The sequence below is a fragment of the Siccirubricoccus deserti genome (genome assembly GCF_014283215.1).
In the GTDB taxonomy this organism is placed as follows: domain Bacteria; phylum Pseudomonadota; class Alphaproteobacteria; order Acetobacterales; family Acetobacteraceae; genus Siccirubricoccus; species Siccirubricoccus deserti.
In genome coordinates, this window is the sequence record NZ_JACOMF010000019.1 from 68154 (window position 1) to 93804 (window position 25651).

The window sequence follows — 25651 nt, forward strand, 5'->3', positions numbered from 1 at the left end:
CGCCATGCGGATCCGGCGCCTCCTCGCTGCCGCCGCACTCGCCTTCGGCCTGGGGGTTCTCCCCTGGGCCGGGGCTGCCGAGGCCGGCCAGACCTTCGATTCGATGAAGGCGCGCGGCACGCTCAATTGCGGCGTCAACGTCGGCGTCGCCGGCTTCTCCCTGCCGGACAGCCAGGGCGTCTGGCGCGGCATGGACGCCGATCTCTGCCGTGGCCTGGCGGCGGTGATGTTCGGCGATGCGAGCAAGGTGCGCTTCGTGCCGCTGACCGCGGTGCAGCGCTTCACCGCCCTGCAATCCGGCGAGATCGACGTGCTGATCCGCCAGACCACGCTGACGATGACGCGGGACACCACCCTCGGGCTGCGCATGGTGGTGGCCAACCTCTATGACGGCCACGGCTTCATGGTGCGGAAGGACGCCAACATCAGCGATCCGAAGGGCATGGATGGCATGACCATCTGCCTCTCGCCCGGCACCACGAACGAGCTGGTCACCGCCGACTGGTTCCGCGCCAACAGCCTGCGCTTCACCCCGTTGCTGCAGGAGCGGATGCAGGACAATGCGACGGCGTTGCAGGCCGGCCGTTGCGACGCCATCGGCACGGATGCGACGCAGCTCGCCGCGCTGCGCAGCCAGTTCACCCGGCCGGGCGATTTCGTCATCCTGCCGCAGCGCTTCTCCAAGGAGCCCTATGGGCCGGTGGTGCGGCGCGACGACCAGGAATGGTTCGACGTGGTGCGCTGGACAGTCTCGGCGCTCATCCAGGCGGAGGAACTCGGGGTCAACAGCCGCAACGCGGAGCAGATGCGCGGCAGTCCCAACCCGGACATCCGCCGGCTGCTCGGCGCCGATCCGCTGCTCGGCAATGCGCTGAAGCTCGACCCCGCCTGGGCCTACAACCTGATCCGGGCGATCGGGAACTACGGCGAGTTGTTCGACCGGACCATCGGCCCGAACACGCCAATCGGGCTGGAGCGCGGGCTGAACCGGCTCTGGACCGATGGCGGGCTGATGTATTCCTGGCCGATGCGCTGATCTTCCGGCGCCCGCCTACGACCGGCGGGCGCCGACCGCCGGCCTGCGCCCGGCCAGCGGAATCGGCAGCGCCCGATAGGCATCGAGCCCCCGCCCGCTGGTGCCCGGCGCCGCCGGCAGGGTAGCAGCCCGCTCCGCCCCATTCGACAGCATGAAGCCGCCACCGCCCGGCAATGCCGCCGCCAGCGGGGCGCGCAACGCCGCCATGGCGGTGGAAGGCACCTCCGGCGCGCCCTGTTCGGCCAGCAGCGCGGCCATGACCCGGGCGCGATAGGGGGCGGCGAATTCCGGGGTCTGCGAGTGGTAGTGGCTGGCGCTGACCATCCAGTCGCCGCGGCTGGCCTGCAACTCGGTCAGGAAGCGGGCGGCGTAGCGGGCATTGGCCAGCGGGTCGAAGGCCTCCTCCAGGCTGGCGAAGGCGTTGGGGTGGTGGCGCAGATTGATCTGCAGGCAGCCAACGTCGATCGAGCGCATCCCGGCTGCCTGCAACTGCCGCACCGCGGCAATCGCTGCCGCCTTGTCCGGGAAAAAGCTGCCGCGCCCCTCGGCATTGATGGTCCAGGGCCAGGGGTGGATGGCGCCGGTGGCGGGGCCGCGCCGGCCGCTCTCGACCCGGCCGATGGCGGCGAGCAGCCGGGGCGGCAGGCCGGCCTCGCGCTCCGCCGCGGCGATGGCGGCGCGGCAGAACTGGCCGGCCTCCGCCGGCTGCGCCAGGGCGGCGCAAGGGGCACCCAGCAGCGCCAGCAGCCGCAGGGCCAGGCGCCAGGGGGCGGCGGGTCGTTGGGAAAGAGCACGCATGGTCTGGCCTCCGGCGCCCGCCTGATGCGAAGCGTGCTGGCCGGAGGGCAACCTGCGTGCCAGATGCGACAATGGCCGGCGGTCTCCCGACCGCCGGCCACTGCCGTGAGTTCAGTCCGCAGCCGGCGCTACGCCGCCGCGTAGCGCGTGGCCCGGCGCACCCAGCCACGCACCGGCGCATCCGCCACCGCCTCCGGCCGCCGCTTGGCACGGATGGCGGCGACCGCTTCGGCCGAGGGCTCGAACAGCACATAGCCACGGCCCCAGACCGTGCGGATGATCTCCGCTGCGCCGGAAGCTGCCAGCTTGCGCCGCAGCTTGCAGACGAAGACGTCGACGATCTTCGAATCCGGCGCCTCGGATTCGGCATAGAGGCTGCTCATGAAGCGTTCCTTGGTGAGCAGGACGCCCTTGTGCAGCATCAGCGTCTCAAGGAAGTCATATTCGCGGGCGGTCAACGGGACCCGTGCCTCATCCACCCAGACGGCGTGCTGCTCCTGGTCGAGCGTGACATTGCCGCAGACCAGCGCCGCGCTGGCATAGCCGCGGGCGCGGCGGGCGGTGGCCTGCATGCGGGCGTGCAGCACCGAAAGCCGCAGCGGCTGGAACACCACGTCATCGGCACCGGCGTGCAGCACCGCCTCTTCGGCCTCAGCGCTGGCACCCGCAGGCGCGAGGACGATCACCGGCAGCACCAGGCCGCGGCGGCGCAGGGCGCGGATCGGCGCCTGGGCCTGCTGCAGGGAGCCGGTGACCTGCAGCAGCACCAGATCATAGGGACCGCTGAGAGCGATCACGGAAGGCAGGTCGTCCAGCCCATCGGCCGCGTCGCAGAGCACGCCCAGCTGGGCGAGACCCTGCTCCAGGCTTTGGTAATCTTCGGAATCCGAGGCCAGGACGATCCGCATCGAACGCTCCATCAGGGTTTCGTGAGGCGGATCACAGGATAGTGTATACAAATTATAATTCAACCGGAATTCAATCTCAGAGCATACGATTCCTAGCAGCGTAACCGGCAGAGCGTGTGGACCGAAAGGGCCGGTGTGGGCGGGTTGACGACAGCGATGCCCCGACCATTCTCGTATTCGTCCCGAGGAGCGCCTCCGCATGTTGATCCGCACGCCGCGTGGCTGGGAGCTTCCCGAACGCCAGGCCACGCCGGAACATCTGGTGTTCGGCCGCCGAGCGGCACTCGGCGGCACCATGGCGCTTGGTGCGGCCCTGGTCGCGCCGCGCGCGGCGGCGGCCCAATCGGCTGCGGCGGAATTCCCCGCTGCGGTGCGCAACCTGCGCTTCAGCCCCGGCCGTGACATCACTGGCGAGCGCGACGCCACCACCTACAACAACTACTACGAGTTCGGCAGCGACAAGGGCATCCACCGTGCCGCCCAGCGCCTGCCGACGCGGCCCTGGACGGTGAAGGTGGATGGGCTGGTCGACCGGCCGCGCGAGTACTCCGTGGACGATCTGCTGAAGGCCATGCCGATCGAGGAGCGGGTCTACCGGCTGCGCTGCGTCGAAGCCTGGTCGATGGTGGTGCCTTGGACCGGTTTTCCGATCTCCGCCCTGCTCGAGGCCGTCGGGCCGCAATCCAGCGCGAAATACCTCCGCTTCGAGACCGCGGCGATGCCGTCCGTCATGCCCGGGCTGCGGCAGAGCTGGTATCCCTGGCCCTATATCGAGGGCTGTACCATCGAGGAGGCGGCGAACGAGCTCTCCTTCCTCGTGGTTGGTGCCTATGGCAAGCCGCTGCTGCCGCAGAATGGCGCGCCGATCCGCTTCCACCAGCCATGGAAATACGGCTTCAAGGCCGGCAAGTCGCTGGTCCGGATCAGCCTGGTGGCGGAGCGGCCGAAGAGCTTCTGGGAGGCGATCCAGGCTTCCGAATATGGTTTCTGGGCCAATGTGAACCCTGAAGTCGCGCATCCGCGCTGGAGCCAGGCGAGCGAGCGGGTGCTCGGCACCGGGGAGCGGGTGCCGACGCAGATCTTCAACGGCTATGGCGAGTTCGTCGCCGGCCTCTACACGAACCTGCAGCGGGAACGCCTCTGGGCGTGACCGCCGGGGTCTGGCCTGTTCGATGCGGCTATTCGCCTCGGCGATGAACCGGGCGTAGCGCTGCACCTCGGCGGCGACGTAGCGACGCGATGCCGCCACATCCAGCGGGTTCAGCGTGAAGCCCAGCTTGGTCGCCTTCTGCACCACGTCAGGCTCGGAGGCGGCTTGGCGGATGGCGGCGGCGATCTGCTCGACCAGCGGCGCCGGCAGCGCGGCCGGCGCCGCCTGTATTGCCGTCCAGCTGGTGATGCGGAGCGGCGGCAGCCCGGCCTCGGCGGTGGTCGGCACCTCGGGCAGCAGCGGGTGGCGTGCCGCATTGGTCACCGCCAGCGCCTGTAGCCGGCCGCCCTGGATCTGCGGCAGGCATTCCAAGAGATCACAAAATCTGGATTGCCGGCAAACAGATGTGTCACCAAGGGCGCGCCGCTGCGGCCATTTCGGCAAGGCTCCACCAGGGCGGGCCGGGACGTATCAGCACCAGCGGCTTTTCTTTCACGATGGAAAGCGTGATCCATCAATCAAGTCGGGCGCCGGAGATCTCCACCAGCTGCCGCCAGCGCGGCGTCTCGGCCTGGATGCGTGCTGCCAGCGCCGCCGGGGTGTCGCTGATCATGACGGTGTAGCCGAGCGGCCGCAGCCGCTCGACAAAGGCGGGATCGGCGGCGACCGCCCGCACCGCCTCGGCCAGCCGCTGCACCACCGGGGCGGGTGTGCCCGCAGCCGTCATCACCGCATTCCAGCTCTGGATATCAAGGTCGCCGAGGCCGAGTGCGGCGAGATCGGCCATGCCCGGCACCTGTGGCAGGATCGGCAGCCGCCGCGCGCTGCTGACGGCCAGGGGTTTGAAGGCGCCGCTTTCGACATGCGGCATCAGCGCCGGCATGACGTCGAACATCATATCGATGGTGCCCGACAGCAGGTCGTTGATCGCCGGCCCGCCGCCGCGATACGGCACATGGGTGATCTCGGCGCCGGTGGCGCGGTTCACCGCGGCGATGGTCAGGTGGCTGGTTGTGCCGGTGCCGGAGGAGCCCATGCGGACCTCGCCCGGATGCGCCTTCGCCCAGGCGATCAGCGTGGCGAAATCGTGCCAGCCGTGCTTCCGCGCCGTTTCGGCGTTGACCACGCAGAGCACCGCCCCGGTGGTGATGGCGGAGACCGGCTCGAGGTCCTTGTGCGGGTCGAATGCCATGGATTTGTAGAGGAAGGGCGCGGCGCAGAGCGTCGACACCCCGATCAGCCCAATGGTGCTGCCATCGGCCGGGGCCTTGGCCACCGCATCGGCGCCGATGTTGCCACCGGCGCCGCTGCGATTTTCCACCACCACATTCTGGCCGAGCGCCGGTGTCAGCCGCTCGGCCAGCAACCGGCCGAGGATGTCAACCGCGCCGCCAGGCGGGAAGGGAACGATGAAGCGGATCGGCCGGCCGCCGGCGATGGGTTGGGCGAGGGCCGGGCAGGCGAGCAACGCGCCCGCGGCGGCGAGGAGGTGGCGACGTCCCGGCATGCTTCAATCTCCTGCGGCGGAAGCCTGATCGGGCAAGCGCCCAGGATGGAAGCGGGTTCGGGCCTGCTCTGACGGAACCGCTTCGCCACCTCGCGCCCACCCCCAGAGAACGGCAACGATTGGCGCCAGGAGTCGATCAATCCTTCGCGTCAGCTCATCGGCCTCCGACGATCCGCAGGCGGAGGCCGCCGTCAGGTGGAAGGCAGCGCCGCCTGGTAATGGGTCGCGGGCGGATTGGCGTACCCGCGGACCGGGATGGGCTTCGCCGATCCGGTCCATTTGGTACGGATTCGGAAGACTATTGTATGCCAAGCGGTCCTTTGCGAGTCTTGCAACGCGCGTGTGGCGACCAGGTGTTGTCCAAGGCGCAGGTACATCCGGACACCGGCGGCCCAATGCATTCGCCGGCGGTCTGAAATGTTTCCAACAAAGAACGGAAGGGTAGGCGAATGACCGAGCTCTACACCGTCAGCCTCACAGGGCGTCAGGAGGTGCCGCCAAACACGTCCACCGCGACTGGCTTTGGCACCGTCATCTGGGACGCGGCGACCAATCGCGCGGCCTATAACTACATGGTGCGCGGACTGGACTTCGGACCCGCGACAGGAACCGCGCCACAGACGCCATCGTCCGCCGATGATGTCGTCAGCATGCACTACCACAACCAGCTTCGTGGCGCGAATGGCGGCGTCGTCTTCGGCCAGATCAGTCCGGCTCAGGACAACGACGACCTGCGCATCGTGCGCAATGCCGACCAGTCATGGACGGTCAGCGGCGTCTGGGAAACAACCGACCCCGCCAATGTCTCCATCACCAACTTTGCCAATGCTTTGAGTACGACAGCTTTCGGCGCGGACGCCCCGCTCTACTTCAACATCCATTCCCGCGCCATTCCTTCCGGGGAGATCCGCGGTCAACTCGTCTCCGCCGGCGACATAGGGAACAACATCGCCGGCTTCTTCGATGCGGCCTACTATCTCTCGGCCAATCCGGACGTAGCGGCGGCGGGGGTGGATCCGCTGACGCATTACCTGCTGTTCGGGGCGCGCGAGGGGCGCGATCCGAATGCGCTGTTCGATACCTCGGGGTATCTCGAAACCTACCGCGATGTCGCAGCGGCCGGCGTCGATCCGATGCTGCACTATCTGACGCATGGAGCGCGCGAGGGGCGCGATCCCTCCGTCTGGTTCGATAGCTCGGCTTACCTAGCAGCCTACAGCGATGTGGCGGCGGCCGGCATCAACCCGATGGAGCATTTCCTGCAGTTCGGCGTGCATGAGGGCCGCCTGACCTTCGCCGATGGTGTCTGGGGGTAACCGGGTTTCGGCCTGCGGCGCCATGCCACCGGCCGAAACACCGAGGCCGCAGGAGTGACACCCGTGGCGAGAAGGGGTGTTCATTTCCGGGCTTGGCCACGGAAGCCTGCCGGCGCATCTGCCGTGAGGAAATCGCCGGCCCACCGTAGAGCGGATCGCTTCGGGGCGTGAAGCCGCTCTGCAGACAAAGGCTACAGCGGATCGGGCCCGGACATGAACGCATCCGCTGTAGAGGTCCGGGGGCGATCCCTCATTTCCGCGCTGGCTTTTCCCGTGCCTCCGCGATCACCCGCAGTACGTCAGGCGTCAGATCGTAGCCCGGCAGTTCCTCCGGCAGCGCCCAGGCCACCGCGGCCACGTCGTCGCCGGGGCGTGCCTCGCCGCTGCTTCGGTGGCCGCAGAAATCGATGATGGTGTAGTGGAACCGCACCTCGCCCGTCGGGTCGCGGTTGATGCCATCGACGACGGCGGCAAGCTCCAGCGGCCCGACCTCGATGCCGGTCTCCTCGAAGAGCTCGCGCCGGGCGCAGGCCTCGGCGCGCTCGCCCAGATGCTGGGCGCCGCCGGGCAGCGACCACTGGCCCTCCCGTGGCGGCTTGCCGCGGCGGACCAGCAGCACGCGGTCGCCGTCAAAGGCGATGACGCCGATGCCGACCCAGGGCCGGGTAGGGTAGTCGCGCCGGTCGGCGGCGTCGCTCATCGCGCCGGCGCAGCCAGCGGGGCAGGGCTTTCCGGTGGCGCCGATGGGGCGGCCTCCGCCGGCGGTGCCGGCTCGGCGGGGCGCGGCAGCAGCTCCGCCAGCCGCGGCAGGAACGCCTTCTCCTTCCAATCGCCGACCTGATAGGCCCAGCCGCGCCAGCGGGTGTTCAACCGCTCCGCCTCGGGGCCGCCTTCCGCGGTCAGCCGGACCCAGAAATTATTCCCGTCCTTGCTCCCGGCGACCATCACAGTCAGCCCTTCGATCAGGCCGAAGCGGCCCTCGCCGGCTGCGATGCCGGGCATCTCCGCCGCCGGCTTCACGTCCAGGAAGGTGAGGTATTCGAAGCCGCGCGCCACCTCCTCCACTGCCACCTCATCGGCGGCCGTGTCGGCCGGCTCGACGATGCGCAGCCGCGCATCCGCCTCCTCCGCCCGGGCCAGCACCAGCGGCGGCTCGCCGGCGCGGGTCACTTCCAGCCGGCGGATGCGGTCCTGCGGCAGGTTGGCGAGGTCGCGGTCGATCCAGAGCTGTGGATCGGCATCCACCGGCAGCCTGCCCTCGGCCAGCCAGGCCTGAGCCTCGGCCGGGCGGCGGACATAGATGCTCTCCGGCACATTGCCCTGGGTGCGGACCCGGCGGCGGCCAACCACCAGCTCAGCCAGCGGCGCGCCGGCGCCATCCAGCACCCGCAGCAGCAGCGCGGAGCTGCCGGCCCGGGCCGGGTCGTCGACGCCGAGGCGGTCGAGCTGGGCGGGGTCGGCGGTGCGCGCCTCGACCAGCCGCAGCTCGGTCAGCCCGACCAGCATCTCCCGCACCTTCTCCGGGCGGACAGGGTAGTTGCCCTTCTCCGGCAGCAGCCAGGCCTCGCCCTGGCGGACCAGGATCAGCGCCGCATCGGGCTTGCGCACCTCGATCCGCGCCGCGCCCTGCAGCCGGTCGGCGAGGCCGGGGAAGGCAAGACCACCCGTTGCGACCTCCTGATGCTCGATGCTCTTCGGCGTCAGGACCACGAAGGCGGCGACGGTGACAGCGGCGGTGCTGCCGAGGAGCAGCAGGTTGCGACGTTTCATGGCGTCAGGCCCGGGCCGCGGCGCGGCGGCGGCTGCGCACCACCGCCAGGCCGATGGCGAAGATCGTCAGCAGCGCCGGCACCAGCGCCACATTCACCACCCGCAGCACCGTCTCCAGCCCCTCGATGTCGCGCCGCAGGTCGAGCTGCACGGCGCGAAGCTGGTGCCGGGTGCGGATGATCTCCTCCCGCGCAGCGTCAATCTCGGCCCGCTGCTCCGGGGTGATGACGGTCTGGGTTGCGGCGCGTTCGCCGCCCGGCGCCTGGGTCCCCTGGCGCAGCTCGCGCAGCCGGCGTTCCGTCTCCTCCAGCTTCTGGGTCAGGGCGCGCTCGGTCTGGCGGTACTGCGCATCGGCGTCGCGACGGATGCCCTCCACCAGCTCGAAGGGGCGGAGCGATTCGCCACGGCTGCGCAGCGAGATCAACGCATCCGATCCGCTCAGCGTATCCGCGGTGTTGACGATCAGGTTGCCGTTGCCGCTGAAGGGCGTCGCCACCTGCTGGCCGAAGAACTCCTGCACCCGGACCCAAAAGCGGTCCTCCAGCACGTCGCTGTCGTGGAAGATGACGACATTCGCCGGGCCGCTGCTGCGGGCGAGATGGGCAGGGAATCCCTCCGGCCGAGCCTCGCCCTCGGGCGGCGGCGGCGCGCCGTCAGGGAAGGCCGTGGCCAGCTCGCCGCGGATGCGGGCAGCCACCACATGGCGCTCGTTGCCCGAGCTGAAATCAGCGAGCAGCCGGGTCGGGTTGGGGTCCTGCCGCACCCGCTGCGCCTCCACCAGCATCGACTGGGGGGAGGTGGTCAGCAGCGGCACGAATTCTACAGTCGCGCCGTCGCGGCGGCGCAAGGTGCCGGCCGAGGCGACGGTCACCTGCTCCAGCTGCGCCAGCGCCACCTCGGCGCGGTTCAGGCTGTCGCCCTGCAGGTTGAACCAGGCGACGTAGTCCACCGCCTGCACCCGGTCCTGGGCGCCGGCCCGCACCCGCCAGGCGCCGCGCAGGTCCAGCACCACCCGGTCGGCCGGAGCTTCCACCCCCCAGGCGTTCAGCAGCCGCGGCAGGGCGCTGGCGGTGTCGGTCGGCGGCTGGCCGGTGGGGCCGGGGCGGCTCGCCTGGCTTTCGCTGTGTGGGTCGATCAGCAGTATCAGCTTGCCGCCACGCAGCACGAACTGGTCGATGGCGTATTGCGTGGCATCGGGCAGGGATTGTGGATGCGCCACCATCAACACCTGCACCTCAGGCTCGATCACCTGCGCATCCAGCGGGATGTCGCGCACGGTGAAGAACTGCCGGAGCTGCTGCATGACGACGGCCGGCTGGGCGAGGGCCGGGTTGCGCATCATCATCGCCCGCGGGTCGCCGTTCAGCGGCAGCGGCGACATCACCCCGATCACCGGGCGGGTCGGATTGGAAAGCTCATAGACCAGCCGTGTTAAATCGTATTCCAGGAAGCGCTCGCGGTCCGGCTGGAAGAAGGCGATGGTCCGCTCGTCATCCACCAGGTTGCTGGCGGCGAGGCCGAAATAGACCTGCTCGCCGGACTGGTCGACCGGCACGCCTTGCAGGCCGTAGGCCATGGCGCGGTCCTCGGTCTCGCTGAACGGCTCGGGGTCATAGATCTCGAGCCGGATCTTGCCATTCGACACCGCAACGTATTCCGCCAGCATCTCCCGCACCCGGTCGGCGTAGGCGCCATAGACCGGAATCTCGGCGCCGAGGCGGCGGGAGTAGAACAGCCGGAAGGTGACCGGGTCGCTCAGCCCGCGCAGCACCTGCTTCGTGCCATCGGCCAGGGTGTAGAGCTGCTGCTCCGTCAGGTCGATGCGGGCGCGCGGCAGCAGCCGCTCGGTCAGCATGTTGATGCCGACCGCCAGCACCGCGGCGGCCAGCAGGCCGAGAGCGGAGGACCATAGCCGGCGCGCCCCGGGGCGCGGTGAAGGACGGGTGTCGCTCATGCGCTCAATCCGCCTTGCGATGGTCGAGCACCACCGCGTTCAGGAACAGGAAGAACCCGATGAAGCTGGCGAAATACACCAGGTCGCGGGCGGCGATGATGCCGCGGGTGAAGCTGCCGAAGCGGTCGGAGACCGAGATCGCGCGCGCCACCTCGGCCAGCACCGGCAGGCGGGTGGAGAGGAAATCGGTCACCACCGGGCTGCCGGCGGCGGCGAAGAGGAAGCAGAGCGCGACCGCCAGGACGAAGGCGATCACCTGGTTCTTGGTCATCGCCGAGACCGCCGCGCCTAGCGCGAGATAGGCGCCGGCCACCATCAGGCAGCCGAGATAGCCGGAGACGATCACCCCATTGTCCGGCCGGCCGAGCAGGTTGACGGTGATCCACAGCGGGAAGGTCAGCGCCAGGGCGATGCCGCAGAAGGCCCAGGCGGCCAGGAACTTGCCGACCACCGCCTGCCATTGCGGCAGCGGCAGGGTCAGCAGCAGCTCGATGGTGCCGAGCCGGCGTTCCTCCGCCCAGAGCCGCATGGTCAGGGCCGGCACCAGGAACAGGAACAGCCAGGGCACGAAGGCGAAGAAGGGCTGCAGATCGGCCTGCCCGCGGCTGAAGAAATTGCCCATGGCGAAGGTCAGCGCCCCGGCGAGCACCAGGAAGATGACGATGAACACATAGGCGACGGGGGTGGCGAAATACCCCGCCAGCTCGCGCCGCGCGACGATCAGGGCGGGCGCCATCAGGCGGCCTCCGCCGTGGCGCCGAGGGTGAGGCGGCGGAACACTTCGTCCAGGCTGCGGCCCTGCTCCTCCAGCACCGAGGGCGGCGCATCCACCACCACGCGGCCATTGGCGATGATGATGGCGCGGGTGCAGACGGCGCCGACCTCCTCCAGGATATGGGTGCTGATGATGATCGCCTTCTCCGGGGCCATGCGGCGGATCAGCGCGCGCACCTCGTGCTTCTGGTTGGGGTCGAGGCCGTCCGTCGGCTCGTCGAGCACCAGCACCGGCGGGTCGTGCAACAGCGCCTGGGCCAAGCCGACGCGGCGCTTGAAGCCTTTGGAGAGGGTCTCGATCGGCTGCAGGCGGACGCCCTCAAGCTGGGTCAGCAGCATGGCATGCGCCACGCGGTCATCCAGCTCGCTGCCCTTGAAGCCGCGGATGCGGCCGGCGAAAGCGAGGAAGCCGGTGACGGTCATCTCCGGATAGGTAGGAGCGCCTTCGGGCAGGAAGCCGAGATTCCGCTTCGCCGCCACGGGCTGGTCCACCACATCCGCGCCGCAGATGCGGGCGGTGCCCGATGTCGGCGGCATGAAGCCGGCCAGCATGCGCATGGTGGTGGATTTGCCGGCGCCATTGGGGCCGAGGAAGCCCAGCACCTCGCCCCGGCCGACGGTGAAGGAGACGTCATCCACGGCGGTGAAGCCGCCGAAGCGTTTGGTCAAACGCTCGATCTCGATCAGCGCGGACAAGCAGCGATCCCCCATGTCCCCCGACAGGGCCCCTGGATGTACAAGGACGCCCGACCTTTGCAAGTCCCTGCTGCATTCGGGCAGGCTATCGCATTTGGCTGACGACGGAGCGGGCGAAGTCATGGACCATCCGGCGCGTTTTCGCTTGCGCCGGATGGAGATGCCGGGTTTGGCGGCCTGCAGGAGGTTGAGGGCGAGTTTACGCGGGATGGCGAGGTTTTCCGGCCTGCTGTCGCGGCGGTTTCTGGCGCGGTCCTCGTCGAAGCCGACACCGAGAGCCCAGTTGAGGCTGTTCTCGATGGCTTCATGCGCTCGGACCGCCTGAGAGAGTGGCGTCGTCGGGCTTGGTGGAGGCGGGACGCGCTGGCGGTCGCTGCGAGGCGGCGAGGGCAGGCCGTCCCGGTACCGGGCGGAACTGCGGCATCCTCCGGACTTTCCCCTTCGCACTTACCGCAGCCAGGAGCACGCCGATGCCGCAGGACGAGCCAATCCAGCCCCAGACCGGGCAGCAGCATGGTGCGAAAGAGTCCTCGCGCCGCAATGTTCTGGGTGGCGTGGGCACCGGCCTGGTCGCGGCGCCGGCGTTGTTGGCCGCCGGCGTACCGGCCTCGGCCCAGCAGCAGGGCGGCCCGGCCGGTGCGGCGCCATCGGTTGCTCCCCGCAGCCTGGAGGACCCGCGGACCGCCTATCCGCGCCCGCCGTTCAAGCGCCAGACGCAGGATTGGCCTGGCCTCGCTTCCCGGATGGATCCAAAGCCCGACCACGGGGAGACCAGCTATATCGGCTCCGGCCGGCTCGCGGGCCGCAAGGCGCTGTTGACGGGGGGTGACTCCGGCATCGGCCGCGCCGCCGCCATTGCCTTCGCGCGGGAGGGCGCGGATGTCGCGATCAACTACCTGTCTGCCGAGGAGGAGGATGCGCGCGAGGTCGTGCAACTCATCCGCGCGGCCGGCCGCAAGGCGGTGCCGCTGCCTGGCGACATCCGGGACGAGGCCTTCTGCCAGCGGCTCGTCGCCGACACCGTGCGGGAGCTGGGCGGCCTCGATATCCTGGTGAACAACGCGGCCAGGCAGACTGCGCAGACATCCATCGCGGACATCACCACCGAGCAGTTCGACGCGACCTTCAAGACGAACACCTATGCGATGTTCTGGATCACCAAGGCGGCCCTGCCGCACCTGCCGCCGGGGGCGGTCATCATCAACACGGCCTCGGTCGTCGCCTATGATCCGCCGGCCATGCTGCTCGATTACGCCGCGACGAAGGCGGCGATCGTGGCCTTCACCCAGGCGCTTGCGAAGCAGCTGGCGGAGAAGGGCATCCGCGTCAACGCGGTGGCGCCCGGGCCATACTGGACCCCGTTGCAGCCCAGCGGCGGCCAGATGCCTGAGGCCTTGGAGCAGTTCGGCGCACAGTCGGCGCTCGGCCGCCCCGGCCAGCCCGCGGAGATCGCGCCCGTCTATGTGCTGCTCGCTTCGCCGCAGGCGAGCTACGCCTCGGGCGACGTGCTCGGCAGCACCGGGGGGAGAACCTCCCCCTGAGCTGGCCCGGCGGATTGAGGCGCGCGGCCACCGTCGCCGCACGCCCCCCGATGTTGAGCAGGTAGAGCCCACCGATGACGGCGGCGGCGAGCACCGCCGCGGCCGCGCCACGCTGGCCGGGATTGCTGGCACTGCCGGCCGCCGAAAGATGGTGTCGATCAGCACGCCCGAGCGCCGGCGCGGGAACTGCGGTAACACCGCATGGGCACTGTGCAGGTAGCCCAGCAGCTTGGCCCGGATGACCTGGTCTGCGCCTCGGCCGGCGTCCCGGTGAGGACGCCGATCGCGCTGACGCCGGCGGTGTTGATCCAGGCAATTCTTATAGCACCGCCACGAACTGCGCCCCGCCGATCAGCGTTCGCCCCTGATCGCCTGGGCCGCCGCGATGGCGCAGGAGCGCCGTCACGCCCGCGACCCGGACACCCCGGTCGAGACAAGGGAGGGACGCATGCCATCCACCGGGCTCGACGTCTTCGACAAGACGCTGCAGACAACGAACATCTGGCTCGACGAGATCATGGCCGAACTTGGCCCGGACCGGCAGGTCGCCTGGCACGCGCTCGGCGCCGTGCTGCGGCCGTTGCGCGACCGCCTGCCGCTCGAACTGGCTGCGCATCTCGGCGCGCAACTGCCGCTGCTGGTGCGCGGCCTGTACTACGACCAGTGGCATCCAGCCGGGCAACCGGAGCGGCTTCGGACACTCGACGAGTTCCTGGGGCGGGTCGGGGACGGGCTGCAGGGCATTCGTCCGGTGAATGTCCGGGACGCTACCCTGGCGGTCTTCCGCACGCTCGCCCGCCATGCCGATCCCGGCCAGGTCAGGAAGGTCATCAATGCCCTGCCGGAGGAGGTGCGGGCGTTCTGGCTCGGCTCCTTCGAGGCGAATGACACGGCCGCAACATCTGCCCGCCAGGCAAGCTAGCGCAGGAGAGATGCGGCCAAGATCAGCGACAGGACGACGCGCAATGCGCGCATCGCCAGCGCCAATGGCAGCATCCAGCAGGCGGCGTACAGCATGGCCAAATGCCATGCAGGCGCATTGCCGGTTGGCCAGGACGACGTGTGGCCCAGGCAAGGGGCTCGACGCCAAGGTGCGGGAGGTGATGACCCCGAAGTTGAAATACTGCTTCGAGGACGAGGACCTCGACCACTTGGCGCGATATGGGCGAGCAGCAGGTATGGATGCATCCGAGTGCCGCGCGACGGGCGCATTCTTCCGGGGCAGCGCTTGAACGAACCATGGCGCTCACCCACAACCTGTTCCCTCACCTGGGGTGACATCGTGGCGCGGGCATTCGGAGGTGATCGGCCACCGAGACGACGTTCCACATTACGAACGAAACGAATGGATCGCCGATGCGGCCGTGCACGTTCTGGGCCTCGCCAGCGCGCTCCTGGCCTGCGCCGTGCTGGCGGCTGCGGCCCTGCCGCGGGCCGTCGGCCCCGGTTCCGCGATCGCGCTCGGCCTCTACGCCGCAGGGCTGCTGGCGATGCTCGGCTGCTCGGCGCTCTACAACATGGCCGGCCGTGGCCGACGCAGGGCACTGCTGCGCCGACTGGATCACGCCGCGATCTTTGCGATGATCGCCGGTACCTACACACCGATCGCTGGGATTGGCATCGGTGGCGCCTGGGGCTCGGCCCTGCTTGCGTGATCTGGACCGGCGCGGTCCTTGGAGCGGCGCTCAAGCTGCTGGCGCCGGCTAGGTTCGAGCAGGTCTCGATCCTCGCCTACCTACTGCTCGGCTGGGCAGGAATTGTCGCCCTTGACCAGCTGATGGCGGCGCTCCCGCCCTTGGATCTATGGCTGCTGGTCACTGGAGGCCTGCTCTACAGCCTCGGCATCATTGTCCACCGTTCGACGCGGCTGCGCTACCACAATGCCCTCTGGCACGCCCTGGTCGTCGCGGCCGCGGGGTGCCATTACGCGGTCATCCTCCGCCTTGCCCAGACTGCCAGTTGACTGCGGTGGTCTGGCCTTCGGCACGGCTACAGTCGATTTTTACGCCCCTCGCAACGGGTCGCATTGCCAGGCTCTCAGCGCCGCGCCATTCCCTTGCGGATCTCGCGCTCGACTGCCGCGCGCTCGCTCGAGCCTATGCGGCGGATGATCTCCCGCACGATGGCGGGGGACAGGCGGTGCCGCTTCGAGAGGTACTCCACCTCCGCCTCGGTGACCGGAGCGGTAGCCTCGGGCTTCTTCTTGCTCTGAACCACGGTATGTTCCTGCAATCTAGGCCTCGCCCGGCGCGAGGCAGTGACCTCGGCTGTCATCGGCCACAGCTACGGCGGCCAATCCGCCGCATCTGGCGGGACAGCAGCGGGCCATAGCCTGCCGAGAGGCGATCTTAGCGGAAGAACGAAGCCTGGCCGGGGCGGAGCTGGCTCTCCCGCACGACGCGCTCATGCCCGTCGCGCTGATGGCGCACGCGGTATTCTCGATCGGTGCCGTCGTTCGGGAGAAGGCGCAGGATCGTGTAGGCTCCGTGCGGTGTGTTGCCATCATACCTGCCGACGAAGAGCTCGACGCTCTGGCCGACCGAGAAGCCGTGGGGTTGCATGAGTAATCCTCGCGGGACGGGTCTGGTCCCGCAGGGACCAAGTGGCCGGGCGGCCCGCACGCCCCACCACCTTTTCGTCAGCCGATGAGGTCGAGAACGATCCGGCGAATCTCGCCCAACGTCAGCCCAAGAGGTTCGGACCCCAAGGGGGGACGAAGAGGTGTGGCGACGCAGTGGAAGCGGCCTCAGCGTGGAGCCTGGTCGAGGCTCGAGAAAATACTGAGTTCACCTTGTCCTTCCCCGCGGCGTCGGATCGCACGCCGTCCTCGATGTCTTCAGCCTTCGCAAACGCCACAAAGGCCCAAGCGGCCCGCGGTTGGACCCGCAGGGTGGCCGGAAGCAAAGGGGCAGCCGTTACAGCGCCCTCTCCGTCTGCAAGCGGGACGACAAGCGCCGCCCCGCTGCACATCCGTCAGGCCAGCTTCAGATTGCCGGCCGAGGTTTTGCCTTGCTGGCCGCGCTGGAGGTCGTACTCGAGCTTGTCGCCCTCGCGCGGCTCCTGCAGCCCGGCGCGCTGGACGTCGGAGATGTGCAGGAAGACATCCTTCGAGCCGTCTTCAGGCTGGATGAAGCCGAAGCCCTTGGTCGCATTGAACCATTTCACGGTGCCGATTGACATGGCGGTGTTCCATTCATGGAAGAGGGCCGCCCCACGGGATCGCGGGGCGGTTCATACTTCGAGGGGAGACGGACACCGGGCTCGGCACTCGCATCACGAGCAGGGAGAGCAGGCCGAACCAAACGAGGCTGAGAGCTGCGAAATGGGGTGTCTGTAGCCGCCGCACAAGCCCTGGCTGCGGCAGTTTCAATGTTTTGGCTTGTCCGAGCCAAACGCTCTGGGCCGTGTGTGGCTACCAGGTGTGACGTCCTTGGCCGCCGCCCGCACATGGTGGAACGCCACCAGCTTCCAGCGGAGCCAAGGCGGTTCAAACCGGCCTGTCCGCGACGGTTGCGCCTGCGTCGCGGCCAGCTTAGTCTCGGCCGCAATAATATAGGATCACAGGGGACCTCCCTCCGTCCCAATGGCCGGGAAGCGCAAGCGTGATCGGCTCGTGGGGATGTTGCTTGGCCCCCTGTGCACGCCTTTAACTGGTTGATGCTGGGAAACGTCCGAGGAATTAATGACCAATCGCGACAAGAATGACTGCGTCGTCCACAAGATCGGCGGTGCGGCGATCCGCCGGCGGCATATCGTCCGCGCGGGCTTGGCAGGCGCGTCGCTCGCCGCCGTGGCCGGCCTCTCGACAGGCGCGCAGGCGCAGCGGGCGGAATTCCGCTTCCGCATGCAGTCCTTCCTCGGGCCGGGCACGACCGAGTGGGACGTCCTCGTGCCTCGTTACGTGAAGCGCGTGGCCGAGCTCTCGAACGGGCGCATTCAGATCCAGCCCTTCCCGCCCGGCGCGCTGGTGCCGACCTTCGAAATGCTGGATGCGGTGGGCAAGGGCGTCGTCGACATCGGTTACGGCGCGCAGGTCTACTGGCGGGGCAAGATCCCCTTCACGCTCTGGACCTGGGGCATTCCCTTCGCCTTCTCCGCCCTCGACCACTATGACTACCTCTGGCACGAGACCGAACTGCTCAGTATCGTCCGCGCCGCTTTCGCCAAGCACAACGTGCATTTCCTTGGGCCCGTCTACTCGGATGAGTGGGGCGCGACGATGTCGCGGCGTGAGCTGCGCCGGCTTTCCGACTTCAGCGGCGTCAAAATCCGCAGCTTCGGCCTCGGTGCCGAGATCTGGAAGTCGCAGGGGGCAAGCATCGTCACGGTTCCCGGCGAGGAGCAGTACACCGCGATGTCCACCGGCGTCATCGACGCTTCCAACTGGGGCTCGCCGGACGGCTTCGTGGCGGTGAAGCTGCACGAGGTCGCCAAATTCTACCTCGGTCCGTCCATCATCAAATTCGACATGGAGGACCAGTTCATGAGCATGCGGGCTTACAACCGCCTGCCGGATGACCTCAAGACGGCGATGAACCTGGCAACCCGCATCTACGCGGTGGAGCGTGCCACGACCTCCACGATCAACAGCGCGAAGGCCGTGAGTGTCATGAGGCAGGCGGGGGTCAAGTTCTCCTCGCTGCCGCCCGAGGACATCGCCACGATGCAGCGGATCTCGAGCGAGGCGCTCGAGCGCATGGCGGGGAAGGATGAGGACACACAGCGCGTACTCAAGATCATCTTCGAAACGCGCGACACCCTCGGCCTCCGCCCCGCCGACATCTAGTCGCGGCTGACCGTCCCAGGCCCCCTGCCACGCAGGCCATCGTGGGCGGCTCTCCAGAGCCGCCCCTGACTGTGCACGCGCCCTTCCCAAGGATCATACGATGAGAGCCTACCAGCTCGCCGTTCAGGCGATCGAGGCGCTGAACGGCGCCATCGGCCGCTTGGCGGCCGTGTCCCTCCTCGGCCTGATCGGGCTGGTCGTCTGGGAGGTGTTCCAGCGCTACGTGCTGCAGGCGCCCACCACCTGGAGCAACGAGCTCGTCGGCTATGTCTTCGCGGGCTACATCCTGCTCGGCGGCGGCTACACCCTGCTGCACCGCGACCATGTGGCGATGGACATCGTCTATGCACGGCTCAACGCGCGTGCGCAGGCGATTCTCGACGTCCTGACCGCCGGCTTCGTGATCATCTATTGCGTCGTGCTGCTCCGCGAGACCGCGGTAATGACCTACGAAGCCTGGGAGACCGGACAGCGCGCCAATTCGGACTGGAGCCCGCCGCTCTTCCCCGTCTACCTCGCGCTGCCGATTGGCGCGGCGCTGATCCTGCTGCAGGCCATCGCCAAGCTCGTGCGCGACCTCCACATGGCCTTCACGGGACAGGTGCTGCTTCCCGAGCACAAGGGTATGGCTGGAGAGGAGCCGGCGCTGTGAGCATCGAACTCATCACCGTCCTCCTTTTCGGCTCCTTCCTCCTCCTGATGGTGGCCGGCGTTCCGCTGGTCTTCTCGCTCGGTGGTTCCGCGGTCATCGGCACCTACTTCCTGTGGGGGCCGGACGCGCTCTACGCCGTCGGGATCCGCACCTTCAGCTCGGCCACCAGCTTCGTCCTGCTGGCAATCCCCATGTTCATCTTCATGGGGGCAATGCTCGAGCGCTCCGGGATCGCCAGTGACCTCTACGCCATGATGCAGAAATGGCTCGGCGCGGTCCGTGGCGGCCTCGCCGTCGGCACGGTCCTCGTCTGCACCATCTTCGCCGCGCTGGTTGGCGTCAGCGGTGCCGCCACCGTGACGATGGGGCTGGTGGCGCTGCCGTCGATGTTGAACCATAAGTACGACAAGGGCATAAGCCTCGGCTGCATCGCTGCTGGCGGCGCGCTCGGCGTGCTGATCCCGCCCAGCGTCCTCATGATCGTGCTCGGCCTTTACACCAACACCTCGGTTGGCATGCTGTTCCTGGGCGGCATCACCGCGGGCCTCGTGCTCGTCGCCCTATTTACTACCTATATCCTCATCGTATCCGCCATCTGGCCGCATCTCGGCCCTGCGGTTCCCGAGCGTGAGCGCGTAAGCTTTTCAGAGAAGCTTGTGGCGCTACGCTCGGTCATCCTGCCAATCCTGCTGGTCGGGGTCGTGCTCGGCAGCATCATCGCCGGTGCGGCGACGCCGAGTGAGGCGGCCGGCCTCGGGGCCTTCGGCGCGATGCTCTGCGCGCTAGTGAGGGGGCGACTGACCTGGCCTACCGTCTACGAGTCCTGCAAGATTACGCTGCGGCTGAGCTGCATGGTCATGTGGATCGTCTTCGCAGCCGCGATCTTCACCTCGCTCTATGCGGCGGTGGGCGCCGACCAGCTGGTCCGCGATGCGCTGTCGCTGCTGCCCGGCGGCAGGTGGGGCGTGCTGATCGGGATGCAGGCCATCTGGATCATCATGGGATGCTTCCTCGATCCCATCGGCATCATGATCCTGACCGCGCCGCTCTTCTTCCCGATCGCGGTCCAGCTTGGCTTCGACCCGGTATGGCTCGGCGTGCTCTTCGTGGTGAACATGGAGATGGCGTTCCTCACCCCGCCCTTTGGCTTCAACCTGTTCTACCTGCGCAGCGTGGCGCCGCCGAACGTCACCATGGCGGACATCTATCGCTCGGTCGGGCCCTTTGTGGCGCTTCAGGCGCTGGCGCTGGCGTTGATGATGATCTTCCCCGAGCTGATCACCTGGCTTCCCTACACGCTGATGCGCTGATGCGCTGATGCGCTGGACAGCCCTATCGGCCCGGCGCGCTCCGGGCCGAGTTGGGCGCGGTCGTGATGGATGCGGCTGGGCTTTGGTGCATCCCGTCGCATGCGACTCAAGGCTGGCTCGTCTTCAGGGGCTTTGATTTGCCCCTGTCGAATTGGTCCGCGGGCGACGTAGCCTGGCGACTGCGGTGGATCGGTTCCGGTTCAGAGTCCATCATGGCGGCCGATCCACAACGCCTCTGGTGGGCAGGGCCACCATATGGCGGCGCCCCCCTCCTTCGGATCTGGAAGCTGGGGGCGAACCTCCCGGGCGCGCCGGCGGGCTCAGCCGGGTGCGGCGTGGTCCAACAGCCGCTCCAGCGTCACGGATCCCCCCTCGGCCAGTGGCACGGCCCGCGTGCCGCGCGCCAGCATCTCGGCCAGCGCATCGCGCAATGTCGATCCGGCCGGCAGCGGCGCGCCGGGGGCCGCGGCCTCGCCGCGTACGACGCGCGCGGGAAACAAGGATAGCCGGGTCAGTGCGCGGTCGCTGCCGAGGAACTCGGCGACGAAGCCATCCGCCGGCTTCGCCAACAGCTCGGCGGCCGGGGCGTGCTGCACCAGCCGGCCGTCCCGCAACACCGCCACCGCATCGCCAAGCCGCACCGCCTCCTCGACATCATGGGTGACGACCAGCACGGTCTTGCGCAGCTGCTTCAGCAGCCGCAGCACCTCCTCCTGCAACTGGCGGCGGCGCACCGGATCCACCGCGCCGAAGGGCTCATCCATCAGCAGCACCGGCGGGTCGCCGGCCAGGGCTCGGGCGACGCCGACCCGCTGGCGCTCGCCGCCGGAAAGCTGGTGCGGCCGCCGCGCGGCGAAGCGTGCCGGGTCGAGCCCGACCAGCGCCAGCACCTCCTCCACTCGCGCGGCGATGCGTGCCGCCGGCCAGCCGAGCAGCCGGGGCACGGTGGCGACGTTCTCGGCGATGCTCCGGTGCGGGAACAGCCCGACCTCCTGGATCACATAGCCGATGCCGCGCCGCAGCCGTACCGGGTCCTGCCGCAACGCATCCTCGCCGGCGATGCGGAGGCGCCCGCTGCTGGGCTCGATCAGCCGGTTCACCATGCGCAGGGTGGTCGTCTTGCCGGAGCCGGAGGGGCCGATCAGCGCGCAGCTCGTGCCCTCCGGCACATGCAGGTCGAGGTCGGAGACCGCGGCGCCGGTCGTGCCGGGCCAGCGCCGGGTCAGGCCTTCGAGCTGGATCATGCCATCACCCTCCGCGCCGCGAGCTGGCGTTCCAGCAGGCCGAAGCCGGCCTCGGTCAGCAGCGCCAGCGCCGCGATCGCCACGGCGCCGACCAGCATTCGCCCGGTATCCAGCAGCGCCAGCCCCTGGGTGACCAGGTCGCCCAGCCCGCCGCCGCCGATGAAGGTGGCGAGCGCCGCGGCCGAAACCACCTGCACGGCGGCGATGCGCAGCCCGGCGAAGATCAGCGGCAGCGCCAGCGGCAGCTCCACCTGAAGGGTGCGCTGCGTGGCGGTCAGCCCCAGCCCGCGCGCCGCCTGCACCGCCGCAGGATCGGCGCCGCGCAACCCGATCACGGTGTTCACCAGTACCGGCGGCAGCGCCAGCAGGGCCAGCGCCAGCACCGAGGGGGTGAAGCCTACTCCGAGCAGCGGCAGCAGCACCGCCAGCACGGCGAGGCTCGGGATGGTGCGCGCGGCCCCGGCCGCGGCAATGGCCGTTTCCGCCAGCCTTGGCCGATGCGCCACCAGCAGTCCGATCGGCAGCGCGACGGCGATGCCGATCGCCAGCCCCACCAGCGAGAGCAGCAGGTGCTCGCCCACTGCCGCGGCGAAGCCGCCGGGGTTGGCGCGCAGCCAGGCGAAGGCATCCGCCAGCACCTGCATCAGGCGACCGCCGGCAGGCGGCGCTGCACCGCGCCCAGCGCCGCATCGAGCAGCAGCGCCAGCAGGGTGACGATGCCGGCGCCGACCAGGATCTTTTCGGTATGCCCCTGGTCCAGCCCGGTCAGGATCAGCGTGCCAAGCCCGCCGGCGCTGATATAGGCGGCGACTGTCGCCGCCGAGACCAGGGTGACGGAGGCCACCCGCAGCCCGCCGAGCAGCGCCGGCAGCGTCAGCGGCAACTCGACCTCCCAGAGCCGCTGTGCCGGGGTCAGCCCCATGCCATCCGCCGCATCCAGTGTCGCCGGCGGGGCACCGGCCAGCCCTGCGACCAGCGCCCGCAGCAGCACCGGCACGGCGTAGCTGACCAGCGCCACCAGCGCCGGCCAGAAGCCGAGGCCGAGCACCGGCACCAGCAGCGCGAACAGCGCCAGTGTCGGCAGGCTGTAGAGCAGCGAGGCGGTGCCCAGCAGCGCCGCCTGCAGCCGCGGCCGCCGCGCCACCAGCAGCCCGAGCGGCAGGGCCAGCAGCAGCGCCAGGGCGATGGCGGAGAAGACCAGCCCGAGATGCGCCAGGGTCGCGGCGAGGATGGTGTCGAGGTTGCGCATGGTCCAGCGCATCAGCCGAGGCCCTGGGCCGAGCGGAAGCGCGCCGCCACCTCGCGCGGCTCGTCGCCATCCTGGTCCACCTGGCGGTTCAGCTCCTGCATCACCGGATTGTCGAGCCGTGCGCCGATCGCCAGCAGCGGATCGGCCAAGCCAGGGACGTCGCGCAGCGCCGCCCGCCGAACCACCGCGGCAAGCTGGTAGGGCGGCCAGAGCCCGCGGTCGTCGCGCAGCACGGTGTAGCCGCCAACCGCGATCTGCCAATCCGTCGCATAGGCGTTCACCACATCCGCCTGGCCATGCGCCAGGGCGGCATAGCGCAGGCCGAGTGCGGCGAATTGGCGAAAGCGGCGGAATTCCATGCCATAGACCCGTCGCAGCCCAGGCAGCCCATCGGCGCGGTCGGCGAATTCATTCCCCGCCGCCAGGGTGAGCTGCGGCGCCACCCTGGCGAGGTCGGACAGGGTCGTCAGCCCATGCCGCCGCGCCGTCGCCGGCAGCACCAGCAGCGCATTGCCGTTGTCGATGCCTGAGGGATCGAGCCAGGTGCAGTCGAATTCCGCCTCATAGCCGGCGCGGACGCGGGCGAGGATGCTGGCGGCATCGCCCTCCGGCGGCTGCCGCAGCACCACGCCGAGGCCGGTGCCGGTGTATTCGGGATAGAGGTCGATCTCGCCGCTGGTCAGCGCCCGCTGGGCGATGGCGGTGCCGCCAAGGTTGAGCCGCCGTTCCACCCTGGCCCCCGCCGCTTCCAGCGCCTGGGCGAAAAGCTCGCCGACCACCAGTTGCTCGGTGAAGTTCTTCGAGCCGACGCGCAGCAGCGGCGCCGACCGGGCGATGCCGGGCCGGAGCAAGGGCAGAACGAGCAGGGCACGACGGCCCGGCCCCGGGGGAGCAGCGGAAGCCATGCCGCCAGCCTAACGCAAGCGGTGGCGGAAGGATGCGTCAATGTTCAGCCGGCGATCGCCGCCCGCCAGGCATCCAGGGTGCGCATGTTGCCGAGGCTGTCGGCCCAGCGCATGCCGGGCCAGGCGGCCTGGCGATTGGGGATGCCGGCTGCCACCGCATCGGCCTCGATGGCGTAGAGCCAATCGGGCGTCTCGACGGTGGTGACGCTGGCGCGGCCGGCGGTGTCGTGCCGGATCAGGCTGGCTCGGCCACCCTGTTTCCCGGCGCAGAACCAGGGGGATTCGACCTCGATCCAGCCCTCCGTGCCGAAGATCCGCAGCTTGTTTTCCTGCGGCAGGGCGACGCTGACCGAAAGCTGCGCCAGCACCTTGCCGGGGAAGCGCAGCGTCGCCACCGCCACCTCGTCGACGCCGCTGCGGCCCAGCAGGGCGGCGGCCTGCACTGCCTCGGGGTCGAGATAGGGCTGACCCGCCGCCACGCCGGCCAGCAGGCGCGCCATGGAGGTGCAATAGCCGCCAACATCGAGGATGCCACCGCCGCCCAGCACGGGATTGAAATACCGCCCCGCCGCGTCGAAGGGCTTCCAGTAGCCGAAGCTCGCCTGGATCAGCCGTAGCCGGCCGATGGCGCCGGCGGCCTGCATCTCCACCAGCCGCCGGGTCTGCGGATGGGTCCGGTACATGAAGGCTTCCATCAGGAAGACGTCGTGCCGGCGGGCGGCCGCGATCACCATTTCGGCCTCCGGCGCGGACATCGCCAGGGGCTTCTCGCAGAGCACGTGCTTGCCGGCCTCAATGGCACGGATCGCCCACTCGGCGTGGCTCGGGTGCGGCGTGGCGATATGCACCGCCTGCACCGCGGGGTCGGCCAGCAGCGCGGCATAGCCATGGTGGAAGCGCGCGCCGGAGAAAGCCGGATCGGCCGGCGGGAGGGCGCCGCGGCTGGCCACCGCCCGCAGGACGCCGGTCCGCGAGTGGGCCAGCGCGGCCGCGAACTGGGTGGCGATGCGCCCGGTGCCGAGAATGCCCCAGCTCAGCAGCCCCATCGGCTAAAGCCGGTCGCCGCGCCGCACTGGCGCTGCCGAGGGCGCCGTACGCAGCGGCGGAGCATCGTCCGGCCGCCGCGGCAGGGGCGGGGGGGAAGGGCTGTCGTCATGACGCAGCGGCGCTGGTGCCGCTGCGCGGTCCAGCTGGTCCACCGCACGGTTGATGGCCTCGTCCTTGCGGTCGCAGATGCGGCAGCGCATGGCATTCACCTCCCAGCCGAACATCCTCTGCCGGGCCGGTGAGCGCAGCAGTTCACCAAGCGGTGCGTCGCGCAGATTGCCGAAGCTGAGATGGCCATAGGGGCTCACGGCGACCTGCGGACAGGGATAGAGATTGCCGGATTTGTCGATGGTCACCTGAAATCGCTGGGTGTGGCAGTAGCGGAACCCGCGGTCGCGCGCCGGGTCGGCGGTATCCTCCAACACCCGGATCTTGGGGTTGCCGGCGAAGCGCAGGGCCAAATCGTGCAGCAAAGCCGCCCGCGCCTCGGGCAGATTCTCCGGCCGGTGGCCGTCGTTGCGCTCCTGCGCGACGGCAACGCGAACCAGGTCGGCCATTTCGGTCAGTGGGCGGATCGCCGCCGGCAGGTCCGTTCCCAGAGCCTCGCGAAACAGCAGGATGGCGATGCGCAGCTCGGCGCGGGCGTTGCGGCGTCGCTTCTCGGCATAGGCGGCGGCGATATTGGCGGTGACCTTCTCGAAGTAATCCTCGCCGGGGGTGCCTTCGCCACGGCCGGCGCCGCCCGGGCGGATGCCATGCAGCCTGCGGTACTGCTCGCGGTTGAAGGCATCGAGGGAGAAGGTGACGAAGCATTCCGCCTCCCCCTGCAGCACCGCATCGGCGCAGGCCGCGTCGAAGCGCAACCCCTTGGTGTAGAGCCCTAGGGCGGAATCCGATCATTCTGGTTCATAGCCTGCGGCGGTGAAGTAGTTTCGGCACTCTTCCGGGGTAAAGCGTGGCAGGGCGTCGCGGATGGCATCCCAGAGCCCGTCGATGGTCCGCGCGGCG

Annotated in this window: 25 protein-coding genes and 4 pseudogenes; 9 read left to right on the plus strand and 20 right to left on the minus strand. The window is 69.2% G+C overall.

Features of this window, described 5'->3' with window-relative positions:
- The first annotated feature begins 4 nt into the window (after positions 1 to 4).
- Positions 5 to 1036, plus strand: coding sequence for an amino acid ABC transporter substrate-binding protein (locus tag H7965_RS16180; RefSeq protein ID WP_186771628.1), 1032 nt, complete (start codon positions 5 to 7; stop codon positions 1034 to 1036).
- A 15-nt stretch (positions 1037 to 1051) separates the two neighbouring features.
- On the opposite strand, the gene H7965_RS30390 is transcribed toward H7965_RS16180, so the two are convergent.
- Positions 1052 to 1834, minus strand: coding sequence for a transglycosylase SLT domain-containing protein (locus H7965_RS30390; RefSeq protein ID WP_222440650.1), 783 nt, complete (start codon positions 1832 to 1834; stop codon positions 1052 to 1054).
- A gap of 128 nt (positions 1835 to 1962) precedes the next feature.
- A complete protein-coding gene (locus H7965_RS16190; protein WP_186771629.1) occupies positions 1963 to 2742 on the minus strand; it encodes a winged helix-turn-helix domain-containing protein in 780 nt (259 codons plus the stop codon).
- 199 nt (positions 2743 to 2941) lie between these two features.
- Here H7965_RS16190 and msrP point away from each other — a divergent pair, with 199 nt between their 5' ends.
- On the plus strand, positions 2942 to 3892 hold the full coding sequence (gene msrP, locus H7965_RS16195) for a protein-methionine-sulfoxide reductase catalytic subunit MsrP (RefSeq protein ID WP_186771630.1): 951 nt from the start codon (positions 2942 to 2944) through the stop codon (positions 3890 to 3892).
- A gap of 42 nt (positions 3893 to 3934) precedes the next feature.
- Here the strand turns inward: msrP and H7965_RS31975 are convergent.
- Positions 3935 to 4336: pseudogene (locus H7965_RS31975) on the minus strand (tripartite tricarboxylate transporter substrate-binding protein); the annotation flags it as partial.
- A gap of 70 nt (positions 4337 to 4406) precedes the next feature.
- A complete protein-coding gene (locus H7965_RS16205) occupies positions 4407 to 5399 on the minus strand; it encodes a Bug family tripartite tricarboxylate transporter substrate binding protein (RefSeq protein WP_186771631.1) in 993 nt (330 codons plus the stop codon).
- Positions 5400 to 5848: 449 nt separating this feature from the next.
- On the opposite strand from H7965_RS16205, the gene H7965_RS16210 reads away from it, so the two are divergent.
- A complete protein-coding gene (locus H7965_RS16210) occupies positions 5849 to 6715 on the plus strand; it encodes a CHRD domain-containing protein (RefSeq protein ID WP_186771632.1) in 867 nt (288 codons plus the stop codon).
- 250 nt (positions 6716 to 6965) lie between these two features.
- On the opposite strand, the gene H7965_RS16215 is transcribed toward H7965_RS16210, so the two are convergent.
- The 6 genes and pseudogenes from H7965_RS16215 to H7965_RS30950 all read right to left on the minus strand — a co-directional run.
- Entirely contained in the window at positions 6966 to 7415 is a 450-nt protein-coding gene (locus H7965_RS16215; protein ID WP_186771633.1) for an NUDIX hydrolase, read from the minus strand.
- Positions 7412 to 8485: a DUF4340 domain-containing protein gene (locus H7965_RS16220; RefSeq protein ID WP_186771634.1), complete on the minus strand. Its 1074-nt coding sequence runs from the start codon at positions 8483 to 8485 to the stop codon at positions 7412 to 7414. The genes H7965_RS16215 and H7965_RS16220 overlap by 4 nt, the downstream gene beginning before the upstream one ends.
- Positions 8486 to 8489: 4 nt before the next feature.
- Positions 8490 to 10439, minus strand: a complete 1950-nt coding sequence (locus H7965_RS16225; protein WP_186771635.1) for a GldG family protein — start codon at positions 10437 to 10439, stop codon at positions 8490 to 8492.
- Between the two features lie 4 nt (positions 10440 to 10443).
- Complete coding sequence (locus H7965_RS16230) at positions 10444 to 11175, minus strand: ABC transporter permease (protein WP_186771636.1); 732 nt, start codon at positions 11173 to 11175, stop codon at positions 10444 to 10446.
- Entirely contained in the window at positions 11175 to 11909 is a 735-nt protein-coding gene (locus tag H7965_RS16235; RefSeq protein WP_186771637.1) for an ABC transporter ATP-binding protein, read from the minus strand. Before H7965_RS16235 ends, H7965_RS16230 begins: the two co-directional genes overlap by 1 nt.
- Before the next feature lie 85 nt (positions 11910 to 11994).
- Positions 11995 to 12233 (minus strand): annotated as a pseudogene (locus H7965_RS30950) (ISAs1 family transposase); the annotation flags it as partial.
- A 146-nt stretch (positions 12234 to 12379) separates the two neighbouring features.
- Between H7965_RS30950 and H7965_RS16240 the strand changes: the two are divergent.
- The 3 genes and pseudogenes from H7965_RS16240 (at position 12380) to trhA (ending at position 15413) form a co-directional block, all read left to right on the plus strand.
- Complete coding sequence (locus tag H7965_RS16240; protein WP_186771638.1) at positions 12380 to 13450, plus strand: SDR family oxidoreductase; 1071 nt, start codon at positions 12380 to 12382, stop codon at positions 13448 to 13450.
- 448 nt (positions 13451 to 13898) lie between these two features.
- Positions 13899 to 14372, plus strand: coding sequence for a DUF2267 domain-containing protein (locus H7965_RS16245; protein WP_186771639.1), 474 nt, complete (start codon positions 13899 to 13901; stop codon positions 14370 to 14372).
- A gap of 484 nt (positions 14373 to 14856) precedes the next feature.
- Positions 14857 to 15413, plus strand: a pseudogene (trhA, locus tag H7965_RS31980) (PAQR family membrane homeostasis protein TrhA).
- A 74-nt stretch (positions 15414 to 15487) separates the two neighbouring features.
- On the opposite strand, the gene H7965_RS16260 reads toward trhA, so the two are convergent.
- The 3 genes from H7965_RS16260 to H7965_RS16270 form a co-directional block, all read right to left on the minus strand.
- Entirely contained in the window at positions 15488 to 15667 is a 180-nt protein-coding gene (locus tag H7965_RS16260) for a hypothetical protein (protein WP_186771642.1), read from the minus strand.
- A 131-nt stretch (positions 15668 to 15798) separates the two neighbouring features.
- A complete protein-coding gene (locus tag H7965_RS16265) occupies positions 15799 to 16011 on the minus strand; it encodes a hypothetical protein (RefSeq protein WP_186771643.1) in 213 nt (70 codons plus the stop codon).
- Between the two features lie 412 nt (positions 16012 to 16423).
- Positions 16424 to 16630, minus strand: coding sequence for a cold-shock protein (locus H7965_RS16270; RefSeq protein ID WP_186771644.1), 207 nt, complete (start codon positions 16628 to 16630; stop codon positions 16424 to 16426).
- A gap of 502 nt (positions 16631 to 17132) precedes the next feature.
- Between H7965_RS16270 and dctP the strand changes: the two genes are divergently transcribed.
- The 3 genes from dctP to H7965_RS16285 all read left to right on the plus strand — a co-directional run bounded on the left by dctP (position 17133) and on the right by H7965_RS16285 (position 20198).
- The gene (dctP, locus tag H7965_RS16275) at positions 17133 to 18236 is read left to right on the plus strand and encodes a TRAP transporter substrate-binding protein DctP (RefSeq protein ID WP_186771645.1); all 1104 of its coding nucleotides are present in this window, start codon (positions 17133 to 17135) and stop codon (positions 18234 to 18236) included.
- A gap of 100 nt (positions 18237 to 18336) precedes the next feature.
- Positions 18337 to 18888, plus strand: coding sequence for a TRAP transporter small permease subunit (locus H7965_RS16280; RefSeq protein ID WP_186771646.1), 552 nt, complete (start codon positions 18337 to 18339; stop codon positions 18886 to 18888).
- Positions 18885 to 20198 carry a TRAP transporter large permease gene (locus tag H7965_RS16285; RefSeq protein WP_186771647.1) on the plus strand — a complete coding sequence of 438 codons (1314 nt, stop codon included), beginning with the start codon at positions 18885 to 18887 and terminating at the stop codon, positions 20196 to 20198. Before H7965_RS16280 ends, H7965_RS16285 begins: the two co-directional genes overlap by 4 nt.
- A 320-nt stretch (positions 20199 to 20518) precedes the next feature.
- Here H7965_RS16285 and H7965_RS16290 read toward each other — a convergent pair whose 3' ends face one another.
- The 7 genes and pseudogenes from H7965_RS16290 to H7965_RS30955 all read right to left on the minus strand — a co-directional run.
- Entirely contained in the window at positions 20519 to 21442 is a 924-nt protein-coding gene (locus H7965_RS16290; protein WP_186771648.1) for an ABC transporter ATP-binding protein, read from the minus strand.
- Positions 21439 to 22086: an ABC transporter permease gene (locus H7965_RS16295; RefSeq protein ID WP_222440651.1), complete on the minus strand. Its 648-nt coding sequence runs from the start codon at positions 22084 to 22086 to the stop codon at positions 21439 to 21441. The genes H7965_RS16290 and H7965_RS16295 overlap by 4 nt, the downstream gene beginning before the upstream one ends.
- Positions 22086 to 22703, minus strand: coding sequence for an ABC transporter permease (locus tag H7965_RS16300; protein WP_186771649.1), 618 nt, complete (start codon positions 22701 to 22703; stop codon positions 22086 to 22088). The genes H7965_RS16295 and H7965_RS16300 overlap by 1 nt, the downstream gene beginning before the upstream one ends.
- Positions 22703 to 23596 (minus strand): glycine betaine ABC transporter substrate-binding protein, encoded by an 894-nt coding sequence (locus H7965_RS16305; protein ID WP_186771650.1) that lies wholly within the window; start codon positions 23594 to 23596, stop codon positions 22703 to 22705. Before H7965_RS16305 ends, H7965_RS16300 begins: the two co-directional genes overlap by 1 nt.
- 44 nt (positions 23597 to 23640) lie before the next feature.
- A complete protein-coding gene (locus H7965_RS16310) occupies positions 23641 to 24642 on the minus strand; it encodes a Gfo/Idh/MocA family protein (RefSeq protein ID WP_186771651.1) in 1002 nt (333 codons plus the stop codon).
- A gap of 3 nt (positions 24643 to 24645) precedes the next feature.
- The gene (locus H7965_RS16315) at positions 24646 to 25506 is read right to left on the minus strand and encodes an SPASM domain-containing protein (RefSeq protein ID WP_186771652.1); all 861 of its coding nucleotides are present in this window, start codon (positions 25504 to 25506) and stop codon (positions 24646 to 24648) included.
- A 33-nt stretch (positions 25507 to 25539) separates the two neighbouring features.
- Positions 25540 to 25651, minus strand: a pseudogene (locus H7965_RS30955) (IS630 family transposase); the annotation flags it as partial.